Here is a 24,532-nt window from a genome sequence, read left to right on the forward strand (position 1 = left end):
CCATGACCAACCCGTTCGACGACGAGGACGGCACCTTCCTCGTGCTCACCAACGACGAGAACCAGCACTCGCTGTGGCCGCAGTTCGCGGACGTCCCCGACGGCTGGAACGTCGCCCACGGACCCGACACCCACGCCGCCTGCCTGGAGTACGTCGAGCAGGCCTGGACCGACATGCGGCCCAAGAGCCTCGCCGACGCCATGAACGCCCAGCGATAGCGCGGCTCGCAGTGAACCTGACCGAAACCACCGACGAGGCCCGCGACAGCGCGGGCCTCGCCCGGTCCGACGACCTCGCCGCGGCCCTGCTCACGCCCGAGGCTCGCCGGGACCCGTACCCGTTCTACGCCCGCATGCGCCGCGAGGACCCGGTCCACCGCAGCGCCCAGGGCATCTGGTACCTCACCCGGTACGCCGACGTCGAGGCGGCCCTGAGCGACCTGCGGCTGTCCAACGACCGGGACCGGATGACCCGCGCCTACAGTGCGCTCGGCGGCGACCTCAAGGCCTTCAGCCGGCTCACCGACCGGCTCGGCCGGGTGATGAGCAACACCGACCCGCCGGACCACGCCCGGCTGCGCAGGCTGGCCAACCGTGCCTTCACCGCCCGGCGCGTCGAAGCCCTGCGCGACGGCATCCAGCGGATCGTCGACCGGCTCATCGACGAGGCGGTCGCGGCCGGGCCGGCCATGGACCTGATCGAGGCGGTCGCCTCCCCGCTGCCGCTGTCCGTCGTCTGCGAGCTCTTCGGCATCCCGCCCGAGGACCTCCCGCAGGTCAAGACCTGGTTCCACCGCTTCGGCCGGCTGAGCGAGGACATCGACAAGTCCGAGGCGGCGATCGAGCAGTACGAGGAGTACCTCGCCCGGCTCGTCCGCCGCCGCCGGGCCGACCCCGGCGACGACCTCATCAGCGCCCTGGTCGCCACCCAGGCGCAGGACGACCGGCTCACCGACTCCGAGCTGCTGTCCACCTGCTTCGTCCTGATCACCGCCGGCGACGAGACCACCACCCACCTGGTCGGCAACGGCATGCTCGCCCTGCTGCGCCACCCCGACCAGCTGGCCCGGCTGCGCGAGGACCCGATGCTGATCCGCACGGCCGTCGAGGAACTCGCCCGCTACGACACGCCGACCCAGGCGATCGTCCGGGTCGCCGCCGAGGACATCGCGATCGGCGGGCGGACGCTGCGCGAGGGCGAGCTGGCCTACCTGTTCCTCGCCGCGACCAACCGGGACCCCGAGCGCTTCGAGGACCCCGACCGGCTCGACCTGACCCGCCCGGGCAACCGGCACCTCAGCTTCGGCAACGGCCCGCACTTCTGCCTCGGCGGCCCGCTGGCCAAGCTCCAGGCGGAGGTGGCCGTCGGCACGCTGGTCCGCCGGCTCCCGCACCTGGGGCTGGCCGACGACGCGGTACTCGACTGGCGGCCCAACCCGCTGCAACGGCGGCTCACCGCGCTTCCGCTCACCTACTGACCCATGAACGACGAAGGAGAAGTGACCATGGCCCGAGAGCTCGAGGTCCGCCGGGAACAGGACCTGCCCGCCACGCCCGAACAGGTCTGGGACGCGGTCGCCACCGGCGCCGGCAACCTCGGCTGGCTCTACCCGATGGAGGTCGAGCCGCGCGTCGGCGGAAAGGCCACGCGCGGCGACAGCACCGTCGTGGCGTGGGAGCCGCCGCACCACTTCGCGGTTCGGGCCACCCAGGACGGCGGGTTCTCCAACACGCTCACCTACCGCATCGAGCCGGCCGACGGCGGCGCGAGCCACCTGCGGATGGGAATCCACTGGGTGCACACGGGCGTCGTCGACGACACCTGGAACTGGGACACGAAGGCGGACGCGGCCGAGAAGCACGTCGACTTCTACCAGCACTCCCTCCCCGAGTACCTGAGGCACTTCGCCGGCCGCCCCGCCGTCTACGTCAGGGCCGCCCGTGGCGAGTCCACCGAAGACCCCGCCGACTTCGCCGCCCTGTGCCGACGCCTCGGCCTCGACGACGACGCGGCCGTCGGCGACCGGTTGTCGCTCGACCTCCCGGGTACGGACGGCGGTTCGACGGAGGTGGTCGTGGACTGGCTGAGCCCTGACTTCGTCGGCCTGCGAGGCCCGGACGCGCTGTACCGGTTCTTCAACGGCAGCTCCTGGAACTGGCCGATCTGGCTGGGCCACCACCTGTTCGCCGAGGACGCGGACGAAGAGCTGGCCGCCAAGGCCTGGAACGCCTGGCTCAACGGCGCCTGACCCCGCCGCACGACACGACCGAAGGACCCCTGGTGGAAACACTGCTCTACGCCGCCGAACTCGTCGAGGAAGACGGCACCTACAAACTCGTGGTGCAGGACGTGGTGCGGGACACGGTCCAGGTCACCCCGGTTCCCGAATCCGCGGTGGCCAGGCTCCCGGTACTCCTGTCGGTGCTGAGTTCCAAGCTCGGCTCGGCGTCGGCACGCGGCCGCTGGTAGACCGCTTCCGGATCAATGAGGCCGGTGCCGTCCCGCACATCGACTGCCGGACGGCACCGGCTTTGTCCGCCCGACGCGCGGTCATGGTCCTGTTGCTGACGCTGCGTCACCTCAAGCCGCACACTGGCGCCATGGTCATCAATCCAGGAGGCTCCCCGGACGACTCCATGGCGCGAGAGGTCGACCGACTCGCGACCTCGTACTGGGACTTCCTGCTCGCACGCGAGCCGTCGCTGCGCACGCGCCGCGGGCTGCCGGTCGAGTCGCTGCCGGGGGTGTCCGCCGCGGAGGCCGACGAGCGCGCCGGGTTCGCTGCCGGGGTGCTGAACCGGCTGAGTGCGCTGCGACCGGCGGAGCTGTCCGGTCCAGCCGCCGACACGGCGGGCTTTCTCCGGGCACTGGCCGAGCAGGAAGCGGAGGCGGGGCGCTCCCACTGGCTCACCCCCACCGCCACGCCGTACCAGCTCTTCCGTCTCCAGCAGTACGGTGACACCGTCTTCCGCCCGTTCCGCTTCGAGCACCGAGCCGACGCGGACCGGTACGCGACCCTCGTACGGGACCTGGCCCGTTGCGTCGCGACGATCGGCGACAAAGCCGCCGGGCAGGCGGAGCGGGGCTTTCACATCCCCGCTCCGGCCCTGACCGGTGTCCACACCACACTCACCCGCCTGCGGGAGTCGGCGGCACAGTGCGTCCGGGTGGACGCCGAGCGGCTCACCCGGCTCGACGCGGCGAGCCGGGGGCACCTGCGCGACACGGTCGAGCGGCTCGTGGCCACCGAACTGGAGCCGGCGTTCGACCGCCTCGTCGCCCTCGTGGACGACCCGTACTACCTCCGGCGGGCACCGCAGGCCGTCGGCTGGGCCCGCTACCCGGAAGGCGAGGCGGCGTACCGCGCCTTCGTCAGGACGTACACCTCCGGCGACACACCACCCGAACGCCTCCACGAACTCGGCCGGGAGCACTGCCGCGAACTCGGTGAGCGGATGCGGGAGATGCGCGACACGCTCGGCTTCGCCGGGACGGAGGCGGAGTTCAACGAACGGCTCGCCACCGAGCCGCGCCTGTACGCCGCCACCCCGGAGGAGGTCGAAGCCCGCTACCGCGGACACCTCGACCGCCTCACGCCGCTGCTGCCGCGCTGGTTCGCGGTCCTGCCCCGCGCCCCCTACGGCGTGGCCCGCCTCGATCCGGCGCTGGAGGGGTCGATGACGTTCGGCTACTACGAACCGCCGACCGCCGCGCAACCGGTGGGACGCTACCGCTACAACGCCTCGGACCTGGCACACCGGTCACTGCTCGGCGCGGCCGCGCTCATCTACCACGAGCTGTCGCCCGGACATCACTTCCACCTCGCCCGCCAGGCCGAGAACACCGCGCTGCCCGACCTGCGGCGCGAGCTGGCGGCCTTCAGCGGGTTCGAGGAGGGCTGGGCGGAGTACGCGGCGGGACTCGCCTGGGAGATGGGGCTGTACGACGACCCGTGGGACGCGTACGGACGACTGGCCCATGAACGGTTCACCGCGCAGCGCCTCGTCGTCGACACCGGCCTCAATCTCGGGACGATGACACTGGAGGAGGCGCGCACCTTCATGCGGGCCCACGCGGCAGCCGAGTCCGAACGGCAGATCACGACCGAGCTGTTGCGCTACGCGACCGATCTGCCGGGGCAGGCGCTGACGTACCGGGCGGGTCACGCGGAGTTCACGGCATTGCGGGCGGCGTGCGAACGCGGCGCCGGCGCCGCGTTCGACGTGCGCGCCTTTCACGAGACCGTGCTGGCCGGCGGCACACTGCCGTTTCCCGCCCTGCGCCGACGGGTGGAGAGAGAACTGCACGGGGCATACGGCCGAACAGGCTTCCAGGGAAAGCCGCTCTACTCGAATGAGTGAAGGCCACAGGGAATTGGTAGCCGCTTACCCGCCCTTGGATACTCTCTGTGATGGAGGGTGCGGGTCCGCTGAAGCGGAGTGCGTCCATCCAATCATCATCTCCTCGACAGAAGAGAAGGATGTTGTGCCATGCCGCCTGTAGTACCTCCTTTCCTGATCGGTCTGATCGCCGTATCCCTGGTGAAGAGGCTGGGAAAGCCCTTGGTGCGAGGGGTCGTCAAAGCGTCGGTGGGCCTGGGAATCGAGGTCAAGAGGGCCGTCCATGAAGCCGGCGAGGGAATCCATGATCTCGCTGCCGAGGCGACTGCCGAGGTGCTCGCAGCCCAGACGACACCGGGAGCCGGACACGGTGTCGGTGCCCCGGAGGACGGCACCGCGGGCGGGGCCGGAGCGGCCGCCAAGCCGGCGCGCGTAGCGGCAAAGGCCCACGAGGGACGGACCGGCCGTCAGGCCAAGCCCGCAGGCAAGGCCCGTAGCGCCGGTTCGGTCGCCGCCAAGGCGCACTGAGTCTGCCCACCGACTCTCCGTGTGATTCTGGCTCGTCCCGATGTCACGGCCACGTTTTCGTCTGCGTAACCGGTCGAGACTGCCAAGTCCCGGCCGGAGCAATCCCGTTCCTTACCGCTCAAGTCCCTCCGTGGAAAAGTTGACTTTGTTCCATGGAGTCTTCGGCGGACACAGCGGCCGTTCGTCGTCCCGGCCTCTCGCATGCGACCGCCGCGCCACCGGCGACATGGTGGGCTGCGCCGTATCGGCCATCACGACACCCTGATGGAGGCAGGTCAGATGTCTGCGACCGACGCGAAGAAGTGGTTCCGTGTTCACCGGCGTGCGGCGGACCCCAGGCTCCGACTGGTGTGTTTCCCTCACGCAGGCGGCACGGCACAGCTGTTCCACAGCTGGCCCGCGTTGCTGCCGACGGACGTCGAGGTGCTCGCCGTGCGGTACCCCGGCCGCCAGGACCGGCTTGCGGAGGCCTGCATCGAGGACATGGCCACCCTGGCCGACACGATCGAGGACGCACTGCGGCCCTGGCTCGACCGGCCGCTGGCGCTCTTCGGGCACAGCATGGGCGCCTGCGTCGCCTACGAGGTGGCCCTGCGGCTGGAGACCCGCGGCATCGTCCCCGAGCACCTGCTGGTCTCCGCACACGAAGCCCCCGGGTGGGCCGAACGCGTCGCGCTGCACGACGCCGACGACGAAACCCTGATCACCCACGTCCGGCACCTCGGAGACCTGCACTCGCAGGCCTACGACATCCCGGAGCTGCGTGACCTGCTGCTGCCCGCCCTCCGTTCGGACTACCGGCTGATCGAGGGCTACCACCCCTCGGATCCGGCTCCGGTCAAGGCGCCGATCACCGCGTACGTCGGCCAGGACGATCCGAGTTGCGCGCTCGACGGGGTCCTCGCCTGGTCCGGCCTCGCCGCCCCGGGCTCCTTCGAGCTGTGCCCGTTCCCCGGGGATCACTTCTACCTCGCAGCCCGGGAGGCCGAAGTGGTCGCCGACGTGGCAGCACGCCTCGCGCGCGCGTGAGGCGCCGGTCGGGCCCGATGGCGAATGCCCGTATCGAGAACCTGGAAGTCCACGGCGCCCACCCACAGCTCCCGGACCGTGCGAGGTCGGTTCCTGGCAGGGTCCGTACGGTGTCGGCGGCTGCCCGGCTGTGACGGAAGGCGGGGTCCCGGCACCGCGCATGGCGCCCGCGGGGTTCCCAGGGGACGATGGTCGTACCGGTCGCTGAGACGTGCGGTGTCCCCGGCAGCGGCCGCGAAGGCTGGGACGGAGAAGGGACCATGCGACCGGGAAGACGTGCCGCCGACGCGATACTCCGGCTGCTCAGCCGCGACTGGGCCGGGCTGGGCATCGCTCTGCTGCCGGCGGCCGTGGGTGCGCGGTGTGTATCCAGGGGCACCGGCCGGCGGATTCTCGGCGGTGTGCTGTGGGCCGTGGCCCTCGCACTCGGCCTCGGGTCGTTCCGCCATTTGGTGCATGTGGGCCGGATACGCGGGCGGTATCCGCCACCCGGGCGAATGGTCGACGTGGGCGGCTACCGCATGCACGTCCTGGCCGAGGGAGACGCCGGACCGAGGCCCACCGTGGTCTGGATGCCGGGCGGACATGCCGGCGGATACGCCATGTACCGACTGCACGCGCTGGCGCGGGAACAGATGCGTTCGGTCCTGGTGGACCGTCCGGGGTCCGGCTGGAGCGACCCGGGCCCGTTCCCGCGCACGACGGCGGCAGAAGCCGTCGAACTGCTCACGGCGCTGGAACGGGCCGGTGAAAAGGGGCCCTATGTCTTCGTGGGGCACTCGTTCGGGGGGCTGCTCATGGCCAACGCCGCCAGGCGCCGCCCTGACCTGGTGGCCGGTCTGGTGCTGCTCGATCCCACCCCGCCCGATGCCGTCGCCTTCGGCCCGGCGCTTCCGGCCCTGCGACGTGCCCCGAGGGACCAGACCGTCTTCGCGCTGCGTCACCTCTTCGGCCTTCACCCTCTCGCGGGCAAGCAGGAGACAGACACCTCCGACGACCCGGCGCAGGTTCTCGCCATGATCGAGCTCAGGACCAAGGCGAGCTGTGCCGCGGCATCGATCCTGCGAGAGCTGTCGCCGGACGGCATCACCAGAGACGGCTGGCAGACGGCCGTGCACGACGGCGAGCTCGGCTCGCTGCCCCTCCTCCTTGTGGCGCCACGCGATCTGACGGGCGGTGGCGAGATCTTCGACGCGGTCGACGATCCGGAGGAGAGCGCCCGGGTCCGGCACTTCTTCCTCACCGTGAGAGAACGGTTCCTCGCGGCCTCCAGCAGGGGGCGGAGGGTTTACACCCCAGAGGGGACCGGCCACGACTTCCCGGATCGCGTACCGGAATTCGTTGTGCAGGTGGTGGACTCGCTGCTGGACCAGTGCGGGCCGGGGGCGCCGAAGCCGTTCTGATCCCGTTGCGCAGCCACGGTCCGCTCCGGCGAGCTTCCGCCCGACCGGATGAACAGCGCCGGCGTCTACGGGCGCATCGGCCGAGGTCCGACTATCGTGTTTTTGGTGGGGGTGACATTCCTGCCCAGCTTTGTCGGCCGGACGGTATCGGCTCGTGCGGCGTCGGCAGTCGTGCTGTGCACACAAGAAGAGGGTTCACACATGCTCCCTGTTGTTCCTCCCTTCCTCGTCGGCGTGATTGCGGCCCCTCTGGCCAAAAGAGTGGCGAAACCGCTGGTGCGAGGCGTCATCAAGACGTCGGTCGGCCTGACCCTTGAAGTCAAGCGTGCAGTCATCGAGGCCGGGGAGGAGATCCAGGGCCTCACCGCCCTGGCTGCTGCCGAGAAGATGGCGAGTTCGGCTCGCACAGGTCGTGTGGAGTCGGCGGCGAGGTGACGGCGCACGGTGCCACGGCCGGCTGAAGTCCGTCGACCTCGGCCTCGCCGAGGAACTGCAACGCGGGCCGATCTGGTCAAGGAACGGACGCGGAAGGCCAACCGTCTGCATGCGCAGGTCTGAGCATCTTCCCAGCCTTGGAGCATGCCCTGGAACCGACAAGCATCGGACCGCTGGTGCTGCTGTCGGGCCACCAGACGTCGGCTGCGCTACGGCGATTCGGCCGCAGGCGGCTGCCGGCGTGGCTGCGCAACCGCAGGACCCGCAGCGCGGAAAACCTGGCTACCACCGCTGTCGATGCCACGGAACGACAACACACTCAACTTCCCGGCGAGTCCGCGATCGCCCGCGTGGTCCGCGACCTGGCGCTGGAGTTGCTCGCTCTCCACGAGAAGATCCACGAGCTGGACAAACTCATCGAGGCCCGATTTCGCGAGCACGAGCTCGCGCCAGTGATCTCCAGCATGCCCGCCGTCGGACCGCTGCCGGGCGCCGAGTTCCTCGCCGCCACCGGTGTCAACGGTAAAGAAATTCCCCGCTTTCGGCCGGTCCCGCGTCACGGAATTCCCCACCTTCGCGGTCACGGTTCCCCAGGGGGACGGCGGTCGCGGACCTGGGCGCCATGCAGCCGTCGGGGCGGGCAGCCGTCTCCTGCCGGCGATCGGACCGACCACACCGGCGGAGGGCACCCGAAGCACCCCTGTTGGTGTGCGGGCGGTGCTCTCACGGGTGCTGTGGCGTGGCACGCAGTCCTTCGAGGAGTGCGGCCAAGTAGCGGTGTGCGGTGTCGAGCCGGTCGGCAGGTGTGCCGCCATGGACGTTGACGGAGTAGGCGATGCCGCACATGAGCGGGACGAGGTCGGTGGCGGCCAGGTCACGTCGAACCGCCCCGGCGTCGCGCGCCCGGTCGAGGAGTGCGGTGCCGACCGACTGAAGCGCCTCTTTGAGTTCCGTGGTGCGCGGCAAGGTGTCGGTGGCTGCGGCGGCGACCGGAGCCAGGGACGCGTCCGTGACCTGCGCTTCGAGGGTGCGCAACAAGAAGGCTTCGAGCGCGCGCCGGGGATCGGTGTCGGCCAGCGCCTGCCGGCCGTGGGCGGCCAGGGCTTCCAGGCAGGGAGTCGCGACGGTCTCCAGCAGCGCCTCGGGGGTGGCGAAGTGGCGGTAGACAGTGCCGACTCCGAGTCCGGCGCGGCCGGCGACGTCGTTCAGTTGCAGGGGTGTGCCCTGGTCGACGAGGGCACGGGCGACAGCGACGATCCGGTCCCAATTGCGGGCCGCGTCCTTGCGAAGGGGCGTCGTCATGGGGACATGCTAATCGGATGACCCATCCGGATGATGCCGCCGCCGGTACCCGTGCCGCTTGGCGGGTCAGGTTGTCGTGAGAGGCGCGTGCCGTTCGCTGAGCCGGCGCACGTCCTGGGCGACGCGGGGGTCTGTGGCTGCGCGCAGAGGTTTGACCGGGTGGGTCTGGGCTCCGATGACGATCCCGGTCCGGCCCGTAAGGGTGGCGTCGGTGGCGGCGACGATCGAGGGCCGGGCAGCCAGGGACGCCGGACCCGAAGTAGAGCGTTCGAACTTGCGGCGTACCAGCGGCCACAGCAGCCGCAGGGCTGGTGAGACGATCTTCGGATCGGTCATGGTGCCGTCGGTCATGTCGGTCGCGGCGCCTCCGGGGTCGGCGGCGAAGACAGAGACGGCCGTGCCTTGGAGCCGGGTGGCAAGGTCGAGCGTGTAGGCGAGGTTGGCGAGCTTGGCGCGGCCGTACCAGTGGAAGCCGTAGTAGCCGCCGGGCGGCTCAACGGTGTCGAAGGACCGCTTCGCTAGCCCGACTGCACCCGATGTCACGTTCACGATCCTGCTGGGCGCGTCGGCCGTCAGCGTGGGCAGTAGCAGTTCCGTCAGCAGGTACGGCGAGAGGTGGTTGACGAGGAACGACGCTTCGATCCCGTCCAGGGTCCGTGGCTCCGGGAACATCGCGCCGACGTTGTTGACCAGCACGGTCAGGGGGTCGCCAGAGGTGGCATGTTCGGCGGCGATCCGGTCGGCGAGCGCGCGCACCTGGTCGAGCGAGCCGAGGTCGGCGGGCAGGAACCGCGCGGGATGGGACGGGTTCATCGCGTTGATTCGGTCGACCGCCTGGGCACCCCTGTCGGCGTTGCGTCCGACCACCGTGACGAAGAACCCGGCGTCGGCCAGCCCCAGGGCTGTCTCCAGTCCGATACCGGCTGTCCCCGCCGTGACCACAGCTGTTTTCTTCATGCGCTCCTCCACCCGGTTATGCGGATAGTTCATCCGTTTACCGGGACCGTAGCACACAATCGGATGACCTATCCGCTTACGGTTGCCGGGCCGCGGATCAGGCGCTGCCGGACGGCATGAAGCCGCTCCGATCCGAGCGCGCCGGACGACCTGGGCGCTCATCGGTCAATGTCCCCACCGGACATCTGGGGAATTGCGTGACGTTTGCCCTGGGGAATTACGTGGCTCCCGTGTCTGGGTCGTGGCGTCATCGTCGGGAAGGGCTTCGCGGGGGCGCGATACCGCTTCCGTCTCACGGAAGGACCGATGTGGAGCGCCTGTTCGGAGGGTTGAGCGAGACGCGTACTCGGAGCGCGACCGAGCTGAGAGGGCAGACTCCTCCGCCACCGCTGACGCACGGCCCTCAAGGGACCGGCCGCCTGGTGTGAGGGGTGGATCACGCCAGGTGGTGCGGTCTTGGCCAGGTCCGCTCCACGCGGTACGGTCGGGTCCGAGATTGATGACGTCAAGACGGAAGCCGGTGGAAATCCGGCACGGTCGCGCCACTGTGAACGAGACGCTCCAGCCATGCTGGGCGCCCGTGAGTCAGACCCGTAGGCGTCATCCTGTGCACCACCGAGATGGGACGCGAACTCCCGAGGAGGTCCTGCCATGGCGCAGACCGTCGCTCCGCCGACAGCCACCACCCCCGCCCTTCCCGCCAAGCTGCCGATCGGTGCGATCGCCCCCTGGGCGGCCTTCTTCGGCATCCTGATGCTGGTCCTGCTGTACTTCGTCGGCGCCGAACAGGGCGCCACCTCCGTCATCTCCGGCGAGAACGTCCACGAGTGGGTGCACGACGCCCGTCACCTGCTCGGTTTCCCCTGCCACTGACGCGAGAGACGACACACACTCATGAACTCCGCAACGGTAAGAAACCTGCTCGTGCGAGGCATGCTCGCCGGCCTCGCGGCCGGTGTACTCGCCCTGGTCGTCGCCTACTTGCTCGGTGAACCGAGCGTCGACAGCGCGATCGGCTTCGAGGAGGCGCACGCCCACGAGCACGGACACGAGGTCGAACTCGTCTCGCGCAGCCTGCAGTCCACCGCCGGTCTTGCCACCGGCGTCCTGATCTACGGCGTCGCCTTCGGCGGAATCGCCGCACTCGCCTACTGCTTCGCGCTCGGCCGCGTGGGCCGCTTCAGCGCCCGCGCGACCGCGCTTCTGCTGTCCGGGACCGCGCTGCTCGCCGTGTACGTCGTGCCGTTCCTGAAGTACCCGGCCAACCCGCCGTCGGTCGGCGACCCCGACACCATCGGCAAGCGGACCACCCTGTACTTCCTGATGATGGTTCTCAGCGTGCTCCTGGCGGTCGGTGCCACCATCCTCGGCAAGCGCCTCGCACCCAGCCTGGGCACCTGGTACGCCACCCTGGTCGCGGTGGCCGCCTTCGCTGTGGTGATCGGTCTGGCCTACGAGTTCCTGCCCGTGATCAACGAGGTGCCGGGGGAATTCCCCGCCACCCTGCTGTGGCGGTTCAGGCTGTCCGCGCTGGCCATCCAGACCGTCCTGTGGGGCGGATTCGGCCTCGTCTTCGGCGAGTTGGCCGAGCGTCTGCTCAACCCCAAGCCCGCGGCGGTCGCCTCCGGGCGGGCGGTTCCGGCCGCGAACTGAAACCTTCAGTACACAAGAGGGCCCTTCGGAACCATCCGGAGGGCCTCTCGTGTTTTTACGGACACCGACACCACCCGGGCGCGGACACGCGCCCTTCGCAGACAGCGAGGGAGAGCGCGGGCTCCTCGATGGGGAGTGTCCGACAGGTCGTAGCGAGATGCAGGGCGTTCCCTGCCCGGTCAAGTCGAGTCCGGCCTTCCTCCGGTCCGGACCGTGAGCACGAACAGCCCGCGGTCCGTCGGCTGTTGTGCCCTCCGTGCGGCCGAAGCGCACATCCTGCACAGCATCTACTGGCACAACATGACCGGCGACGGGGGTGGCGAGCCCCTCGCGGCGGACGGTGCCGGCGACCTCGCGGACGCCGTCACCGAGTCCTTCGGCTCGTTCGCCGGCTTCAAGACCCAGCTCACCAAGGCCGCCGCCACCACCCAGGGCTCCGGCTGGGGCGTCCTCGCCCACGAGCCTCTCAGCGGCCGCCTGATCGTCGAGCAGGTCTACGACCACCAGGGCAACGTCGGCCAGGGCTCGACGCCGATCCTGGTCTTCGACGCCTGGGAGCACGCCTTCTACCTTCGGTACAAGAACCAGAAGGCCGACTTCATCGAGGCCATGTGGGCGGTCGTCAACTGGCAGGACGTGGCCCGGCGTCACTCCGCCGCCAAGGGACGCGGCGACAGTCTGCTGCTCGCGCCGTGAGGCCATAGGCACCGACAGATGTCCTGCTCGTGATCGTCTTCTCAACCTTCACGTGGCAGGCTGCAAGGAGAAGGGCTCCCGCAAGGACGTGACGTGCGGGAGCCCTTTCGCCCGCGGAGGCCCCTGGACGACTCGACCGGGACCGCTCCCGTGGTTCAGCCGCCCGCCGGGGGCCGGGGCGCGCGGTGGCGCCCCGGCCGCTCGAAGGCAGGGTTCAGGAGGCGGGCAGTTCGCCGCGCACCGCGTGGGCGGCGGCGACCAGGTTCTCCAGGGAGGCTCGGGTCTCGGGCCAGCCGCGGGTCTTCAGGCCGCAGTCGGGGTTCACCCACAGCCGTTCGGCGGGGATGGCCTTCAGCCCGGCCCGCAGCAGTTCGGCTGCCTCCTGCGTGCTGGGGACGCGCGGGGAGTGGATGTCGTACACACCGGGTCCCGCCTCGCGCGGGTAGCCGTGCGAGGCGAGTTCGCGGGCCACCTGCATGTGGGAGCGTGCGGCCTCCAGGCTGATGACGTCGGCGTCCAGGTCGTCGATGGCCTGGACGATGTCCCCGAACTCGGCGTAGCACATGTGCGTGTGGATCTGCGTGTCCGGGCGCACCCCGCTGGTGCTGAGCCGGAACGCCTCCGTGGCCCATGCCAGGTAGGCCGGCCGGTCGGCAGTGCGCAGCGGCAGGGTCTCGCGCAGGGCCGGCTCGTCGACCTGGATCACCGAACTGCCCGCCGCCTCCAGGTCGTTGACCTCGTCGCGCAGGGCGAGGGCGACCTGGCGGGCGGTGTCGCCGAGAGGCTGGTCGTCGCGGACGAAGGACCAGGCGAGCATGGTGACCGGCCCGGTGAGCATGCCCTTGACCGGCCGATCGGTCAGGGACTGCGCGTACGTCGTCCAGCGCACCGTCATCGGTTCGGGCCGCGTGATGTCGCCGGCCAGGATCGGCGGGCGGACGTAGCGGGTGCCGTAGGACTGCACCCAGCCGTGCTGCGTGGCCAGGTACCCGGTGAGCTGCTCGGCGAAGTACTGCACCATGTCGTTGCGTTCGGCCTCACCGTGCACGAGGACGTCGAGACCGGTCTTCTCCTGGAAGGAGATGACCTCCTGGATCTCGGCCTTGATGCGCTCCTCGTAACCGGCCGTGTCGATGCGGCCGGTGCGCAGGTCGGCGCGGGCGGTGCGCAGTTCGGCGGTCTGCGGGAAGGAGCCGATGGTGGTGGTCGGCAGCAGGGGCAGGCCGAGGTGGGCGCGCTGGGCCGCGGCCCGCTCGGGGTAGGGCTGGGACCGGCGGGCGTCGGCGTCCGTGACGGCGGCGGCGCGGGCCCGTACCGCGGGGTCGTGCGTGATCGGCGAGTTCGCGCGGGAGGCCAGGGCGGCACGGTTGGAGGCGAGTTCGCCCGCGATCGTGCCGGTGCCCTGGGTGAGGCCCTTGGCGAGGGTGACGATCTCCGCCGTCTTCTGGCGGGCGAAGGCGAGCCAGCGCAGGATCTGCGGTTCGATGTCCCGCTCCAGGGCCGCGTCGATCGGGACGTGGAGCAGGGAGCTGGAGGCCGACACGTCGACCCGGTCGGCCAGGCCGAGCAGGGTGCCGAGGGTGGACAGCGACGTGGCCAGGTCGTTCACCCAGATGTTGCGGCCGTCGACCACACCGGCGACCAGGCGTTTGCCGGGCAGTCCGCCGACAGCGGCGAGGTCGTCGAGGTTGGCGGCGGCGGCTTCGGTGAAGTCCAGGGCGAGACCTTCGATCGGAGCCTTGGCCAGTACCGGCAGGGCGTCGCCGAGCCGGTCGAAGTACGAGGCGACCAGGAGCTTCGGCCGGTCGGTGAGCGCGCCGAGCCCGCGGTAGGTGCGCGCCGCGGCGTCCAGCTCGGCCGGGGTCCGGTCCTGGGCGAGGGCGGGCTCGTCCAGCTGGACCCACTCCGCGCCCGCCGCGCGCAGGTCGGCGAGGACCTCGGCGTACACCGGCAGCAGCCGGTCGAGGAGGGTGAGCGGGTCGAAGTCCGCCGGTACGCCAGGGGCGGGCTTGGACAGGAGGAGGTAGGTGACCGGGCCGACCAGCACCGGGCGGGCGCTCAGCCCGAGGGCGAGTGCCTCCTTCAGCTCGGTGACCTGCTGGGTGGAGTCGGCCGTGAAGACGGTGTCCGGGCCCAGTTCGGGCACCAGGTAGTGGTAGTTGGTGTCGAACCACTTCGTCATCTCGAGCGGCGCCACGTCCTGGGTGCCGCGCGCCATGGCGAAGTAGCCGTCCAGGGCGTCCGAGTCGGCCGTGGCGCGGTGGCGGGCGGGGATCGCACCGACCATGACGGTGGTGTCGAGGACGTGGTCGTAGTACGAGAAGTCACCGGTCGGCACCTCGTCGATGCCGGCGTCGGCCAGCTCGCGCCAGTTCGCGCGACGCAGTTCGGCGGCGGTGGCGCGGAGGGCGTCGGCGGTGACGCGGCCCTTCCAGTAGCCCTCGATCGCCTTCTTCAGTTCCCGGTTCGGACCCTGGCGCGGGTAGCCGTACACGGTGGCCCGTGCTGTCGCGGCTGCGTGCTTGGTGGTCACGGAGATCTCCTTCGCGAGATGAATCCCTGAGATCCCGGCAACGGGACGCGAGTGCGAAGGGGTGACGAACCGGACGGAAGCGACACGGCTCGGAACAGCGCGGTCGTCCGCCGATATGTACGCCGACCCGCCCACGAGGTCACCGGGATGTCCGCGCACGAGTGGTTCGTGCGCGGGCAACGGGCAGGTCTTCGGACTTGCGGGCACGTCTTCCTGGCGGAGGACACCTACTGGCCGTCGCTTCCCGGACCCTGTTCGTCGGGTCCAGTGCGTATGACGGCGGTCGTTCCCGCTCACCGCTGCGGGGCAGTCCCGGATTCCCACCGGGTTCCCTCTTACGACGCATCCCGACTGGCGGACGGGGCGAACCAGCTGCACCGGCCACCCTACGGGGTGACGTGCCGAAGAGGGCGGCACATCCATCACCTTCGTCCCCTACCCCGTGGCCGGATCCTCGGAATGACGGAAGCCGCCGTGGGCCGGGGCGGGACACTTCGCCTCCCGCCGCAGCCTGATGAAGCGTCAGGACACGCTGTCCACCGGGCAGTCGAAACGGTCATCGGGGCCCCAGTGGGTGGCGTCCCTCGCTCCTTGCGAGAGCATCCCGCAGGTCAGGTCCGTGAGCTTGTCTCCGGCGGGGGTGATCTCGCGAATGTGGATCTCCTTGTTCGGCGGGTAGTGGTGATCGCTGTCCAGGGTGATGACCCCGGATTCCCCCACGTAGTTGTGGATGCCGGGATCCTGCAGACGGGTGACGAGCGCCCTGGGTGAGAAGCCCGGGTCCGTCGAGATGATGGCGTTCATGGCCTCGGAGAGGATCTTGACGGCGTCGTATCCGAGCGCGGCGTCGTTCTCGGCGGACAGGTGGAAGGCCTGGCCGAACTTCTCGCCGAAGGGCCCGTCGGGCAGCGGGAGGCTGAACTGGTTGTAGAAGAGCTTCAGCGCGCCGTATTCCTTGCGCATCAGGCTCGGATGCAGGATCACGTCCGGCGCCGGGCTCTCCGCCAGCACCGGTACCGGGGCGACGCGGGCGCGGCAGGCCTGGTCGGTCTGCATGTGCTCGAAGAGATCCTCCATGACGCTGGAGCGGCCCGCGTACAGGACGAAACCGCCTGTGCTGTGGACGAGTGCGCAGACGGTGCCGGCGATGGCCCGTGTGGTGCGGCCGTTCTCCATCTCGCCGTACTTCACGAAGTGCACCGGCCCGGTCGAGCGGTAGGCGGTGTCGAACCGGTGGGCGAGGTCGGCGCTGAAGTACTCGTCCTTGGGGTCGTAGACCACGACGGCGGCCGGACCGGAGTCGCTGGGAGCGGGGTCCGTCAGAGCGTGCAGCTGAGGCGAGTGGCGGGCGAAGGACGCCATGACCTCGGCGATGCGTGCGTCGGGCGGTGAGAGCTGGAAGTACGACACGGGCGAGTCGCCGTCGACCATGCGCTGGCCCGAGACGCCGGTCCCCAGGACGGTGATGCCCTGGGCTCCCAGTTCGATCGCGGCCTGCTGGGACTCCGGACGGCTCTGGTGGAGACCCATGACGGCCGCGATGTGGTCCCGGCCCGCCCGGTCGACGATCATCTTCGCGACGTCCACAGTGCTTTTGTTGCTCTGGTTCAGGCCGCCGCGCGAGCCGTAGTGGAAGGACTCGCCGGCGTTGGCGACGAGCAGGCGTACGGGCACCTGAGCCTTGAGGCGGCGGCTGTTGACGTTCTTCTGGGCGAGCAGCGCGCCGCGCAGTGTCTGGAAGCCGATGGGCGCGGTGCGCTTGGACGTCGAGCCGACGCTCAGCGGCGCGAAGAAGACGACCGTGCGGTAGGGCCGGTCCGTGTCCACCTTCGCGTTCTGGTGGCCGAGGATCTTCTCCAGCTTTCTCAAGTCCTCGGCGTATTCGCCGTGGGCCAGGTCGCAGCCGTCGTTGCCGTCGGTCAGGCCGACGACCTCTCCGGTACCCACGTGCCGGCAGGAGGCCGCGAGACTTCCGTCGGGGAGGAGTTCCACCAGTTCCCGGGACAGGACGAGGCCGCCCGCGCCCAGCATCACCGCGGCGGTCGCGGCGGCCACCGGACGCCACCAGTCGCGGACAAGGGGAGGACGGAAGTCCACCGTGGCGGGCAGGGGCACCTCCGCCGCCGGGGCGCCGTCGTCCGGGGTTCGCGGCAGCGCCAGCACCCGCACCGTGTCGGTGGCGTGGCCGGCGACCGCGGCCGAGAACGGCGCGGTCGCGTCATGACCTGTCGGGCGTGTGCCGAGGGCACCTCTCTGCGCGGGCAGCGCCCGAAGCGGCGGACTCGCGGCGTACGGGGGGAGCTCGTCCGTGGCCGCGCCCAGCACCAGCAGCGGACTGCTCTCGAGGTCGTGGGCGACAGCGGCGTATGTGTCCAGGAACTCCCGGCAGGCGGATCCCGCGCCGCCCACGGCCGGCAGGAGCACCACGAAGGGCCATGCGCGCCGGGGGCGGAGACGGCTCCACGCGCGGGGCCGGGCCGCCTTCGCCAGGTCGCGGATCAACGCGGTGAGCAGGATCTCGCGGACCAGCTCCTCCTCGCGCGACTCCACCGCATGCGCGGGCTGCGCCGCCTCGTGGGCCAGGGCGAGCCGGTGCGTCACCCGCAGGTGCACCGCCGCCTTGAGGAAACTGCGGCCGGGCAGGTCCAGCATGCGGCTCACCCACGGGTGGCGCCTGTCGACACGCATGCCGTACCACCGGCGCCACAGCCAGCCGGCCACGACGCTCAGCAGGCGAAACGGAGCGCCCCACCATCCGTCCATGGCCTCGCCGAGCTGCGCGACGGGGAAGGCCTCGTGAAACCTCGCGGCGTACGCGTCGCACAGCAGCTTCCGCAGGGCGCGTCGCTGGCCCGCCGCGTCGACTTCCTGGACGGTGGCGCGCAGGACCGAGAGACAGGTGTCGAACTCGGGCAGCCGCAGCGCCCCGGCACCCTGCGGCACGGTCTCCCTCAGCTGCTCCGCAACGTCCTCCAGCAGGAGCAGGTGCGGCCCGTCCTCCCGCACGCGGGGCAGGTCCGGTCCTACGTCGCCGACAACCGCGTACGGGGCGAAGTGGGTGCCGTCGCGGTGGGCCCCGTCGCCAGAGGACTTGAGGCGCTCCATGTAGTCCAGCACAAGGCGGGTGAGCCCCGGATCCGGCTCCGGGGTGTCCGTGACCGCGCCACCGTCCGCCACCCGGGCCAGAAGCAGGGCCGGGAGCCCGTGCTCGCGGGACCGATGCCGGCGCGACGCGCCGGCCCGGCGGTCGATGAGGTACGGGTCGAGCACCCGGACGATCCGGTGGAGGTCGGCGGACACGGTCCGGTGTCGCTCGTCGCCGAGGGGTGGACGCGGCAAGGGGGAACCTCCAAATGGCATATGTCGAGGGAGTGTTGCGTGAGTCTATGGACGGAATGTGCGGTACGGCGGGTTTGTCGCTGGTTGACCGCTAATGAAGTACCGCGTGCGCAGTGCGCTCGCATTGCGACCATCCGCACGCCGCCTCCCTCGCCCTCGCCCTGGCCCGTGGCACCGACGGCGCCGCCACGGACGCACCCGCTCCTTGATGCCGGCTCTCGTCATGCCCGCCTCGGGCGGCGTGACATCCGTCGACTCTGCGGTGGTTCCGATGGAACGCGAGTGGCCCGGCGTCCGTCTTGACGTGCAGGGGATCCATGTGACCCGCTCTCACGGCTGAGGCGGGTGGTGGTCTCCGGGCCGGCCGGCCGAGCCCCGGGCGCGTTGTCGCGGGCCGGGTGAACCCGCCCTGGCCGGTACGGCGTTCCGGTGGAACGCCCGGCTTCCCTTGGATGCACGTCCTCTGACGTGCCCTCAGTACCCCATGCTGGAAAGGAACTTGGAATGATCTTCGTCGTCCTTGTCTTTGTCGCGCTCGTGTCCGTCATCGTGATCGCCCCGGTCGCCGCGGGCGTGATGGCGGTCAGGAAGGTCCGTCGGCGGACACGGGCGCAACGGCACGGGCTGCGCACCGAGGGCAGATGCATACGGGTCGAAACCGTGCGGCGCTCGGGCGGGGGGTACGCCACCTCGACACGGCGCTACTACCTCTTCGAGTACGTCACCCACGACGGCCGGCAGTTCCGGTTCGAGGACTCCGCCCCGAACACCACGATGCCCGGTGACCTCCTCACCGTCTCGTATCTCCCCGAGGACCCGGAAGGGGCCACGGTCGCGCTGCCCGGCGACCGGACGGCCCAGCGGGAACTCGGCTGTTTCCTGGTGTTCCTCGGCGTGGCACTGGCCATCGCGCTGACCGTCGCCGGTGTCGGGATCGGCGTGCTCTCCCTGTTCGCGGCCGATGCCTAGGGTTTGTCCGGAACCGTTCGTCTCGCGTACCGCCGACCTTCACACGGGGGACAGGGTGCCCTTTCCTGACGTTCGGTGCGCTTGGAAAGCTTCCTTCACGCACCTTCCGTCAGCCTCCGGCCCATGGGCCCGTCAGGACAAGAGGTCACCACTCATGCCTCAAGTGAATCGGCGCCGATTCTTCCAACTCGCCGGTGGTACAGCGGCGTTCACCGCGCTCTCCGGCAGTGTCCAGCGCGCGGCCGCCGTGCCGGCGCATCGACGCTCGGGCACGATCGAGGATGTCGAGCACATCGTCGTCCTGATGCAGGAAAACCGCTCGTTCGACCACTACTTCGGCTCGATGAGAGGCGTCCGCGGCTTCGGCGACCCGCGTCCGGCGAGCCCGGCCGGCACCAAGCCGGTCTGGCACCAGTCGGACGGCACCAAGGACGTGCTCCCCTTCCGCCCGGAGCTGGACGACCTCGGTCTCGCGTTCATCAAGGACCTTCCGCACGGATGGAGCGACGGGCACGCCGCGTTCAACAAGGGCAGGTACGACAAGTGGGTGCCCGCCAAGTCGGCCACGACGATGGCGTATCTGACGCGTGAGGACATCCCGTTCCACTACGCGCTGGCCGACTCGTTCACCGTCTGCGACGCCTACCACTGCTCGTTCATCGGCTCGACGGACCCCAACCGCTACTACATGTGGACCGGTTACACGGGCAACGACGGCAAGGGCGGCGGACCGGTCCTCGGCAACGACGAGGCGGGGTACCGCTGGACCACGTACCCGGAGCGGCTGGAAGCGGCCGGGATCTCCTGGAAGGTGTACCAGGACATCGGCGACGGGCTGGACGCCAACGGCTCCTGGGGCTGGATCCCCGACGCCTACCGGGGCAACTACGGCGACAACTCACTGCTGTACTTCGACCAGTACCGCAACGCCCAGCCGGGAGACCCGCTGTACGACAAGGCCCGCACCGGCACCGACGCCCGCAAGGGCGAGGGGTTCTTCGACGGGCTCAGGGCCGACGTGCAGGCTGGCAAGCTGCCGCAGATCTCCTGGATCGCCGCTCCCGAGGCGTTCACCGAGCACCCCAACTGGCCCGCCAACTACGGCGCCTGGTACATCTCCCAGGTGCTGGACGCGCTCACCTCCGACCCCGAGGTGTGGAGCAGGACGGCCCTGTTCGTCACGTACGACGAGAACGACGGCTTCTTCGACCACCTGGTGCCGCCCTTCCCGCCGCAGTCCGCGGCGCAGGGCAAGTCCACGGTCGACGTCGGCCCGGACCTGTACGCGGGCGACGCGAGCCGTGCGGCCGGACCCTACGGACTGGGGCAGCGGGTGCCGATGCTCGTCGTCTCGCCCTGGAGCAAGGGCGGCTACGTCTGCTCCGAAACCCTCGACCACACCTCGATCATCCGGTTCATGGAAGCCCGGTTCGGGGTGCGCGAGCCCAACATCTCGCCCTGGCGACGCGCTGTCTGCGGCGACCTCACGGCCGCCTTCGACTTCGCGCGGAAGGACGCCGGGCCGGTCACGCTGCCCCGCACCGACGGCTACCGGCCGCCGGACGGCGACCGCCACCCGGACTACGTGCCGACCCCTCCCGCGAACCCCGCCCTGCCCCGGCAGGAGCGCGGCTCGCGCCCGACGCGCCCGCTCAAGTACGCCCCGCTCGTGGACGGTTCGGCGGACACCGCGGCCGGCAGGTTCACGCTGACCTTCGGCTCCGGGCCCAAGGCGGGCGCGGCCTTCCTGGTCACCTCCGGCAACCGCGCCGACGGCCCCTGGACGTACACCACGGCAGCGGGCAAGACCATCTCTGACACCTGGAACTCGGCCTATTCCGGAGGCTCGTACGACCTCACGGTGCACGGTCCGAACGGCTTCCTGCGCACCTTCAAGGGCTCCAACGGGACGGCGGGACCGGAGATAACGGCCCGCCACACCGGCTGCGACGTCGAGCTCACCTTCGTGAACAAGGGCGCGTCCACGGCGACGCTCAGGCTCACGAACGGCTACGGCGGACCGTCCCAGGTCTTCCGGGTCCGGGCGGGCGCGACCGTGAAGCACACGGTGGACCTGCGGGCGAGCGAGTGCTGGTACGACCTGAGCGTCGTCGCCGACGGCCAGGCGGGCTTCCTGCGGCGATTCGCCGGACATGTCGAGAATGGCCGGCCCGGTGTGAGCGACCCTGCCCTTATTACGGTCTGATGGGTCCACAACTGACCGTTGTTTTCCGGCCAGGCCACGGTAGGGTGCCCCGGTGACCACGCAATCGAACACTCCTGCAGGTTGGTACCCGGACCCGAACGGGAAGTCCCAGACACAGCGTTACTGGGACGGCTCGCAGTGGACCGACCAGGAGGCCCCGGCCGGACAGGTGCCGCACCAGGGCACCCCGCCCCAGCAGCCCTTCCCTCAGCAGGCCACCGCCCCCGACCCGCGCGTCCAGCGCCAGGTGCAGCAGCAGGCCGGGGTGGCCCCGAGCGGTGTCGGCGGCGGCACGCTGTTCACCGAGCCGGTCCTGGTGGTGAACCAGAAGGCCAAGCTGATCGAGCTGACCAACGAGTACAAGGTCATGGACCAGCAGGGCAACCCGGTCGGCTCGGTCACCGAGGTCGGTCAGGGCGTGCTGCGGAAGATCCTGCGGCTCGTCTCCAGCCTCGACCAGTTCCTCACCCACCGGATGGAGATCCGCGACGCCCAGGGCCAGCCGCAGTTGCTGCTGACCCGGCCGGCGAAGATATTCAAGTCCCGCGTGATCGTGACGCGTCCGGACGGTTCCGCCGTCGGTGAGATCGTCCAGAAGAACATGATCGGCAAGATCAACTTCGCGATCAACGTGGACGGCCGTCAGGTCGGCGCGATCAAGGCGGAGAACTGGCGTGCCTGGAACTTCGCGATCGTCGACGAGTCGGAGAAAGAGGTGGCCCGGATCACGAAGACCTGGGAAGGCCTCGCCAAGACGATGTTCACGAGCGCGGACAACTACGTCCTGCAGATCCACTTCCAGCTCCCCGAGCCGCTGCTGAGCCTCGTCGTCGCGACGGCGCTGACCGTCGACACGGCGCTCAAGCAGGACTCCCGCGGACTGGGCTGACAGGTCACGGTAGTAAGGGAAGGGTGGCCGCGGATCTCTCCGCGGCCACCCTTCCGGCATGTCCCGCCCGTCGCACCGACCGCGGTCTCCCGCGGCGACGCCCCGCTAGAGGGACGTCAGATGGCCCGAGTCGGTCTGCCGGGGCACCAACGAGGGTTCGTACGCCGCGCCGTTCGGCCCCAGCGCCAGCACCGCGGCGACCGGATGGTCGTCGTCCGCCGGGCCGTCCAGGTGGGCGTCCCCCGTCGCGGCGGGCTCGGGCGCCGAACGCGAGAGCGTCACCACGCCCCACGCGGCGACCGATGCCCCCGCGAGCGCGAGCAGCAGGCCCGCCGCGCCGCCCTGGAGGCGCTCACCGAGCAGGGACAGTCCGATCGCCGCCGCTGCCAGCGGGTTGGCGAGCGTCACGACGGCCAGCGGGGCGCCGAGCCCGCCCTGATAGGCGGTCTGCGACAGCAGCAGCCCGCCCGCCGCGAAGGCCGCCACGAGCAGTGCCACCACGGCCACCTGCGCGCTGAGCGGCGAGTCCGAACGGTCCGTCGCGGCGACCGTCACGGTCTGGGTGAGGGCCGAGGCCACGCCCGAGGCGAACCCGGCGGCCGTCGCGTGCCGCAGCCCCGGCCGGGCACCACGTGCCAGCGCGCCGATGACCGCGGCGGTCGTTCCCGCGACGGCGAGCGCCTGCGGCAGGCTCAGTACCTCGTCCGGCGCGGCCCCGGACGCCGTGACGAGCAGCGCGGCGAGGCCGGTCAGGGTGAGCGCCGTGCCGCGCCACTCGACCGCGCTGACGCGCCGTCCGGCGACCCGCGCGCCCAGCGGCACGGCGGCCACGAGGGTGAGCGCCCCGAGCGGCTGGACCAGGGTGAGGGTTCCGTACTTGAGGGCCGCCACGTGCAGCAGTGCGGCCGAGGCGTTCAGTGTCACCGACCACCACCAGGCGCCCTCGGCCAGCAGGCGCAGCGTGCCCGAGCCGGCGGACCGGGCGGCGAGCCGCTCCTGCGCGACGGCGGCGGCGGCGTAGGCGACGGCGGAGAACAGGGACAGGACGACAGCGACGAGCGTCGGGTTCATCGCCCGGCTCCCACGAGTTCGGGCAGATCACGTACGGGGATCGCGGCGGGCTCGTGGCCGAGGTGCCGTCCCGGGGCCGTCGCCGTCCGGTGCGGCGGGTGGACCACGGCGAGGGCGACGCAGAGCAGCGCGGTCGCCACGATCGCGTCGAGCCAGTAGTGGTTCGCGGTGCCGACGATCACCAGCAGGGTGAGCAGGGGATGCAGCAGCCACAGCGCGCGCAGCCGCGACCGGGTCGCGGTGATCAGGCCGATCGCGACCATCAGCGCCCAGCCGAAGTGCAGCGACGGCATCGCCGCGAACTGGTTCGCCAGGGCGTCGGCCGCCGGGTGCGCGCCGTACACGGTGGGCCCGTACACCTGGCCGGTGTCGACGAGGCCCGTCTCGGCGAGCAGCCGCGGCGGCGCGAGCGGGAAGGCGAGGTGCCCGGCCAGGGCGGCCGCGGTGACCAGGGCGAGGATCCGGCGGGCCCACACGTAGTGCGCCGGGCGCCGCAGATACAGCCAGACCAGGAAGGCGGCGGTGGCCGGGAAGTGGACGGTCGCGTAATAGGTGTTCGCGAGGTGCACGAGGGTGTCGCTGTGCAGCAGCGCGGTCTGGACGGAGCCCTCGTCCGGCAGGCGCAGGGACCGCTCCCAGCCCCAGACGCTGTGCGCGTCGGCGAAGGCCTCGTCGGTGCGGCCGGTGGCCGTCAGACGGCCGGCCTTGTAGACGACGAAGAGCCCGACGACGAGCAGCAGCTCCCGCAGAAGCGGCGGGCGTGCCGCGGTGTCGTCGGGGCGTGTGTCCGGACGGGCGTGCGCGTGAGGGCGTCGGCGCGTGCGGGCGGCCGCGTCGTGTGACGCGGCCGATGGTGTCGCCGCGTCGGGCGGCTCCGGTTCTGACGTGGACTCGGATGCGGAATCCGCAGGCTCGGTTCGGGAATCCATCCCCCGGCCCCCTTGCTGACGGCTTGATGTCGTGAAGTGCGCGGTGAGCCCAGGGCAGGATCCACTCGGCCTTCCCTGTGCGGGAGGAGTGGGTCCTGTCCGAGGCTCATCGATACGGCAGTGTACCGATACGGCAGTGTACCGATACGAGCATGTACCGATACGCAGGTGTACCGATACGGATGCGTACCGGTACCCTTGCGTATCGATTACACTGGGCGCAAGACCGCACCGGCATCGCCCGGATCGAGCG

General features: G+C 70.6%; 21 protein-coding genes, 1 pseudogene and 1 riboswitch. Of the genes and pseudogenes, 15 read left to right on the forward strand and 7 right to left on the reverse strand.

All coding sequences use genetic code 11. The annotated features are described in order from the left end of the window. Positions 1-2 precede the first annotated feature (2 nt). From OG410_RS34940 to OG410_RS34980, 9 genes are all read left to right on the forward strand, one after another. Positions 3-218, forward strand: coding sequence for an MbtH family protein (locus OG410_RS34940; RefSeq protein WP_329302734.1), 216 nt, complete (start codon positions 3-5; stop codon positions 216-218). Between the two features lie 11 nt (positions 219-229). Beyond that, complete coding sequence (locus OG410_RS34945; RefSeq protein WP_329302735.1) at positions 230-1,477, forward strand: cytochrome P450; 1,248 nt, start codon at positions 230-232, stop codon at positions 1,475-1,477. A gap of 27 nt (positions 1,478-1,504) precedes the next feature. Beyond that, positions 1,505-2,248: an SRPBCC family protein gene (locus tag OG410_RS34950; RefSeq protein ID WP_329302738.1), complete on the forward strand. Its 744-nt coding sequence runs from the start codon at positions 1,505-1,507 to the stop codon at positions 2,246-2,248. A gap of 32 nt (positions 2,249-2,280) precedes the next feature. Beyond that, positions 2,281-2,469: a hypothetical protein gene (locus OG410_RS34955; RefSeq protein ID WP_329302740.1), complete on the forward strand. Its 189-nt coding sequence runs from the start codon at positions 2,281-2,283 to the stop codon at positions 2,467-2,469. 131 nt (positions 2,470-2,600) lie between these two features. Beyond that, positions 2,601-4,361 (forward strand): DUF885 domain-containing protein, encoded by a 1,761-nt coding sequence (locus tag OG410_RS34960; RefSeq protein ID WP_329302741.1) that lies wholly within the window; start codon positions 2,601-2,603, stop codon positions 4,359-4,361. A 129-nt stretch (positions 4,362-4,490) separates the two neighbouring features. Beyond that, complete coding sequence (locus tag OG410_RS34965; RefSeq protein WP_329302743.1) at positions 4,491-4,868, forward strand: DUF5132 domain-containing protein; 378 nt, start codon at positions 4,491-4,493, stop codon at positions 4,866-4,868. 279 nt (positions 4,869-5,147) lie between these two features. Then, a complete protein-coding gene (locus OG410_RS34970; RefSeq protein ID WP_329302745.1) occupies positions 5,148-5,897 on the forward strand; it encodes a thioesterase II family protein in 750 nt (249 codons plus the stop codon). Between the two features lie 260 nt (positions 5,898-6,157). Then, complete coding sequence (locus OG410_RS34975) at positions 6,158-7,300, forward strand: alpha/beta hydrolase (RefSeq protein ID WP_329302746.1); 1,143 nt, start codon at positions 6,158-6,160, stop codon at positions 7,298-7,300. A 48-nt stretch (positions 7,301-7,348) separates the two neighbouring features. Continuing rightward, positions 7,349-7,735, forward strand: a complete 387-nt coding sequence (locus OG410_RS34980; RefSeq protein WP_329302747.1) for a DUF5132 domain-containing protein — start codon at positions 7,349-7,351, stop codon at positions 7,733-7,735. Positions 7,736-7,944: 209 nt separating this feature from the next. Here the strand turns inward: OG410_RS34980 and OG410_RS34985 are convergent, their stop codons facing one another. The 3 genes from OG410_RS34985 to OG410_RS34995 form a co-directional block, all read right to left on the reverse strand. After that, on the reverse strand, positions 7,945-8,319 hold the full coding sequence (locus OG410_RS34985; RefSeq protein ID WP_329302748.1) for a hypothetical protein: 375 nt from the start codon (positions 8,317-8,319) through the stop codon (positions 7,945-7,947). Between the two features lie 139 nt (positions 8,320-8,458). Then, positions 8,459-9,037 carry a TetR/AcrR family transcriptional regulator gene (locus OG410_RS34990; RefSeq protein WP_329302749.1) on the reverse strand — a complete coding sequence of 193 codons (579 nt, stop codon included), beginning with the start codon at positions 9,035-9,037 and terminating at the stop codon, positions 8,459-8,461. 66 nt (positions 9,038-9,103) lie between these two features. Beyond that, positions 9,104-9,994 (reverse strand): SDR family NAD(P)-dependent oxidoreductase, encoded by an 891-nt coding sequence (locus tag OG410_RS34995; protein WP_329302750.1) that lies wholly within the window; start codon positions 9,992-9,994, stop codon positions 9,104-9,106. A gap of 651 nt (positions 9,995-10,645) precedes the next feature. Between OG410_RS34995 and OG410_RS35000 the strand changes: the two genes are divergently transcribed. The 3 genes and pseudogenes from OG410_RS35000 to OG410_RS35010 all read left to right on the forward strand — a co-directional run. Continuing rightward, positions 10,646-10,867: a CbtB domain-containing protein gene (locus OG410_RS35000; RefSeq protein ID WP_329297658.1), complete on the forward strand. Its 222-nt coding sequence runs from the start codon at positions 10,646-10,648 to the stop codon at positions 10,865-10,867. Positions 10,868-10,888: 21 nt separating this feature from the next. Then, positions 10,889-11,647 carry a CbtA family protein gene (locus OG410_RS35005; protein WP_329302752.1) on the forward strand — a complete coding sequence of 253 codons (759 nt, stop codon included), beginning with the start codon at positions 10,889-10,891 and terminating at the stop codon, positions 11,645-11,647. Between the two features lie 270 nt (positions 11,648-11,917). Further along, a pseudogene (locus OG410_RS35010) lies at positions 11,918-12,343 on the forward strand (superoxide dismutase); the annotation flags it as partial. A 214-nt stretch (positions 12,344-12,557) separates the two neighbouring features. Here OG410_RS35010 and metE read toward each other — a convergent pair. Continuing rightward, on the reverse strand, positions 12,558-14,876 hold the full coding sequence (gene metE / locus OG410_RS35015) for a 5-methyltetrahydropteroyltriglutamate--homocysteine S-methyltransferase (RefSeq protein WP_329302754.1): 2,319 nt from the start codon (positions 14,874-14,876) through the stop codon (positions 12,558-12,560). Positions 14,877-15,041: 165 nt separating this feature from the next. Continuing rightward, a riboswitch (cobalamin riboswitch) is annotated at positions 15,042-15,264 on the reverse strand. Positions 15,265-15,398: 134 nt separating this feature from the next. Beyond that, on the reverse strand, positions 15,399-18,215 hold the full coding sequence (locus OG410_RS35020; protein ID WP_329302756.1) for a hypothetical protein: 2,817 nt from the start codon (positions 18,213-18,215) through the stop codon (positions 15,399-15,401). A gap of 504 nt (positions 18,216-18,719) precedes the next feature. Between OG410_RS35020 and OG410_RS35025 the strand changes: the two genes are divergently transcribed. The 3 genes from OG410_RS35025 to OG410_RS35035 all read left to right on the forward strand — a co-directional run bounded on the left by OG410_RS35025 (position 18,720) and on the right by OG410_RS35035 (position 22,279). Beyond that, a complete protein-coding gene (locus tag OG410_RS35025; RefSeq protein ID WP_329302758.1) occupies positions 18,720-19,184 on the forward strand; it encodes a DUF3592 domain-containing protein in 465 nt (154 codons plus the stop codon). A gap of 154 nt (positions 19,185-19,338) precedes the next feature. After that, positions 19,339-21,390, forward strand: a complete 2,052-nt coding sequence (locus tag OG410_RS35030; RefSeq protein ID WP_329302760.1) for a phosphocholine-specific phospholipase C — start codon at positions 19,339-19,341, stop codon at positions 21,388-21,390. A 52-nt stretch (positions 21,391-21,442) separates the two neighbouring features. Continuing rightward, complete coding sequence (locus tag OG410_RS35035; protein ID WP_329302762.1) at positions 21,443-22,279, forward strand: phospholipid scramblase-related protein; 837 nt, start codon at positions 21,443-21,445, stop codon at positions 22,277-22,279. A 105-nt stretch (positions 22,280-22,384) separates the two neighbouring features. Here OG410_RS35035 and OG410_RS35040 read toward each other — a convergent pair whose 3' ends face one another. Together OG410_RS35040 and OG410_RS35045 are read right to left on the reverse strand one after the other, a co-directional pair. Continuing rightward, on the reverse strand, positions 22,385-23,350 hold the full coding sequence (locus OG410_RS35040; RefSeq protein WP_329302764.1) for a hypothetical protein: 966 nt from the start codon (positions 23,348-23,350) through the stop codon (positions 22,385-22,387). Further along, the gene (locus OG410_RS35045) at positions 23,347-24,279 is read right to left on the reverse strand and encodes a phosphatase PAP2 family protein (RefSeq protein WP_329302766.1); all 933 of its coding nucleotides are present in this window, start codon (positions 24,277-24,279) and stop codon (positions 23,347-23,349) included. The genes OG410_RS35040 and OG410_RS35045 overlap by 4 nt, the downstream gene beginning before the upstream one ends. Positions 24,280-24,532 lie beyond the last annotated feature (253 nt).

It is taken from the genome of Streptomyces sp. NBC_00659 (assembly GCF_036226925.1).
In the GTDB taxonomy this organism is placed as follows: Bacteria; Actinomycetota; Actinomycetes; order Streptomycetales; family Streptomycetaceae; genus Streptomyces.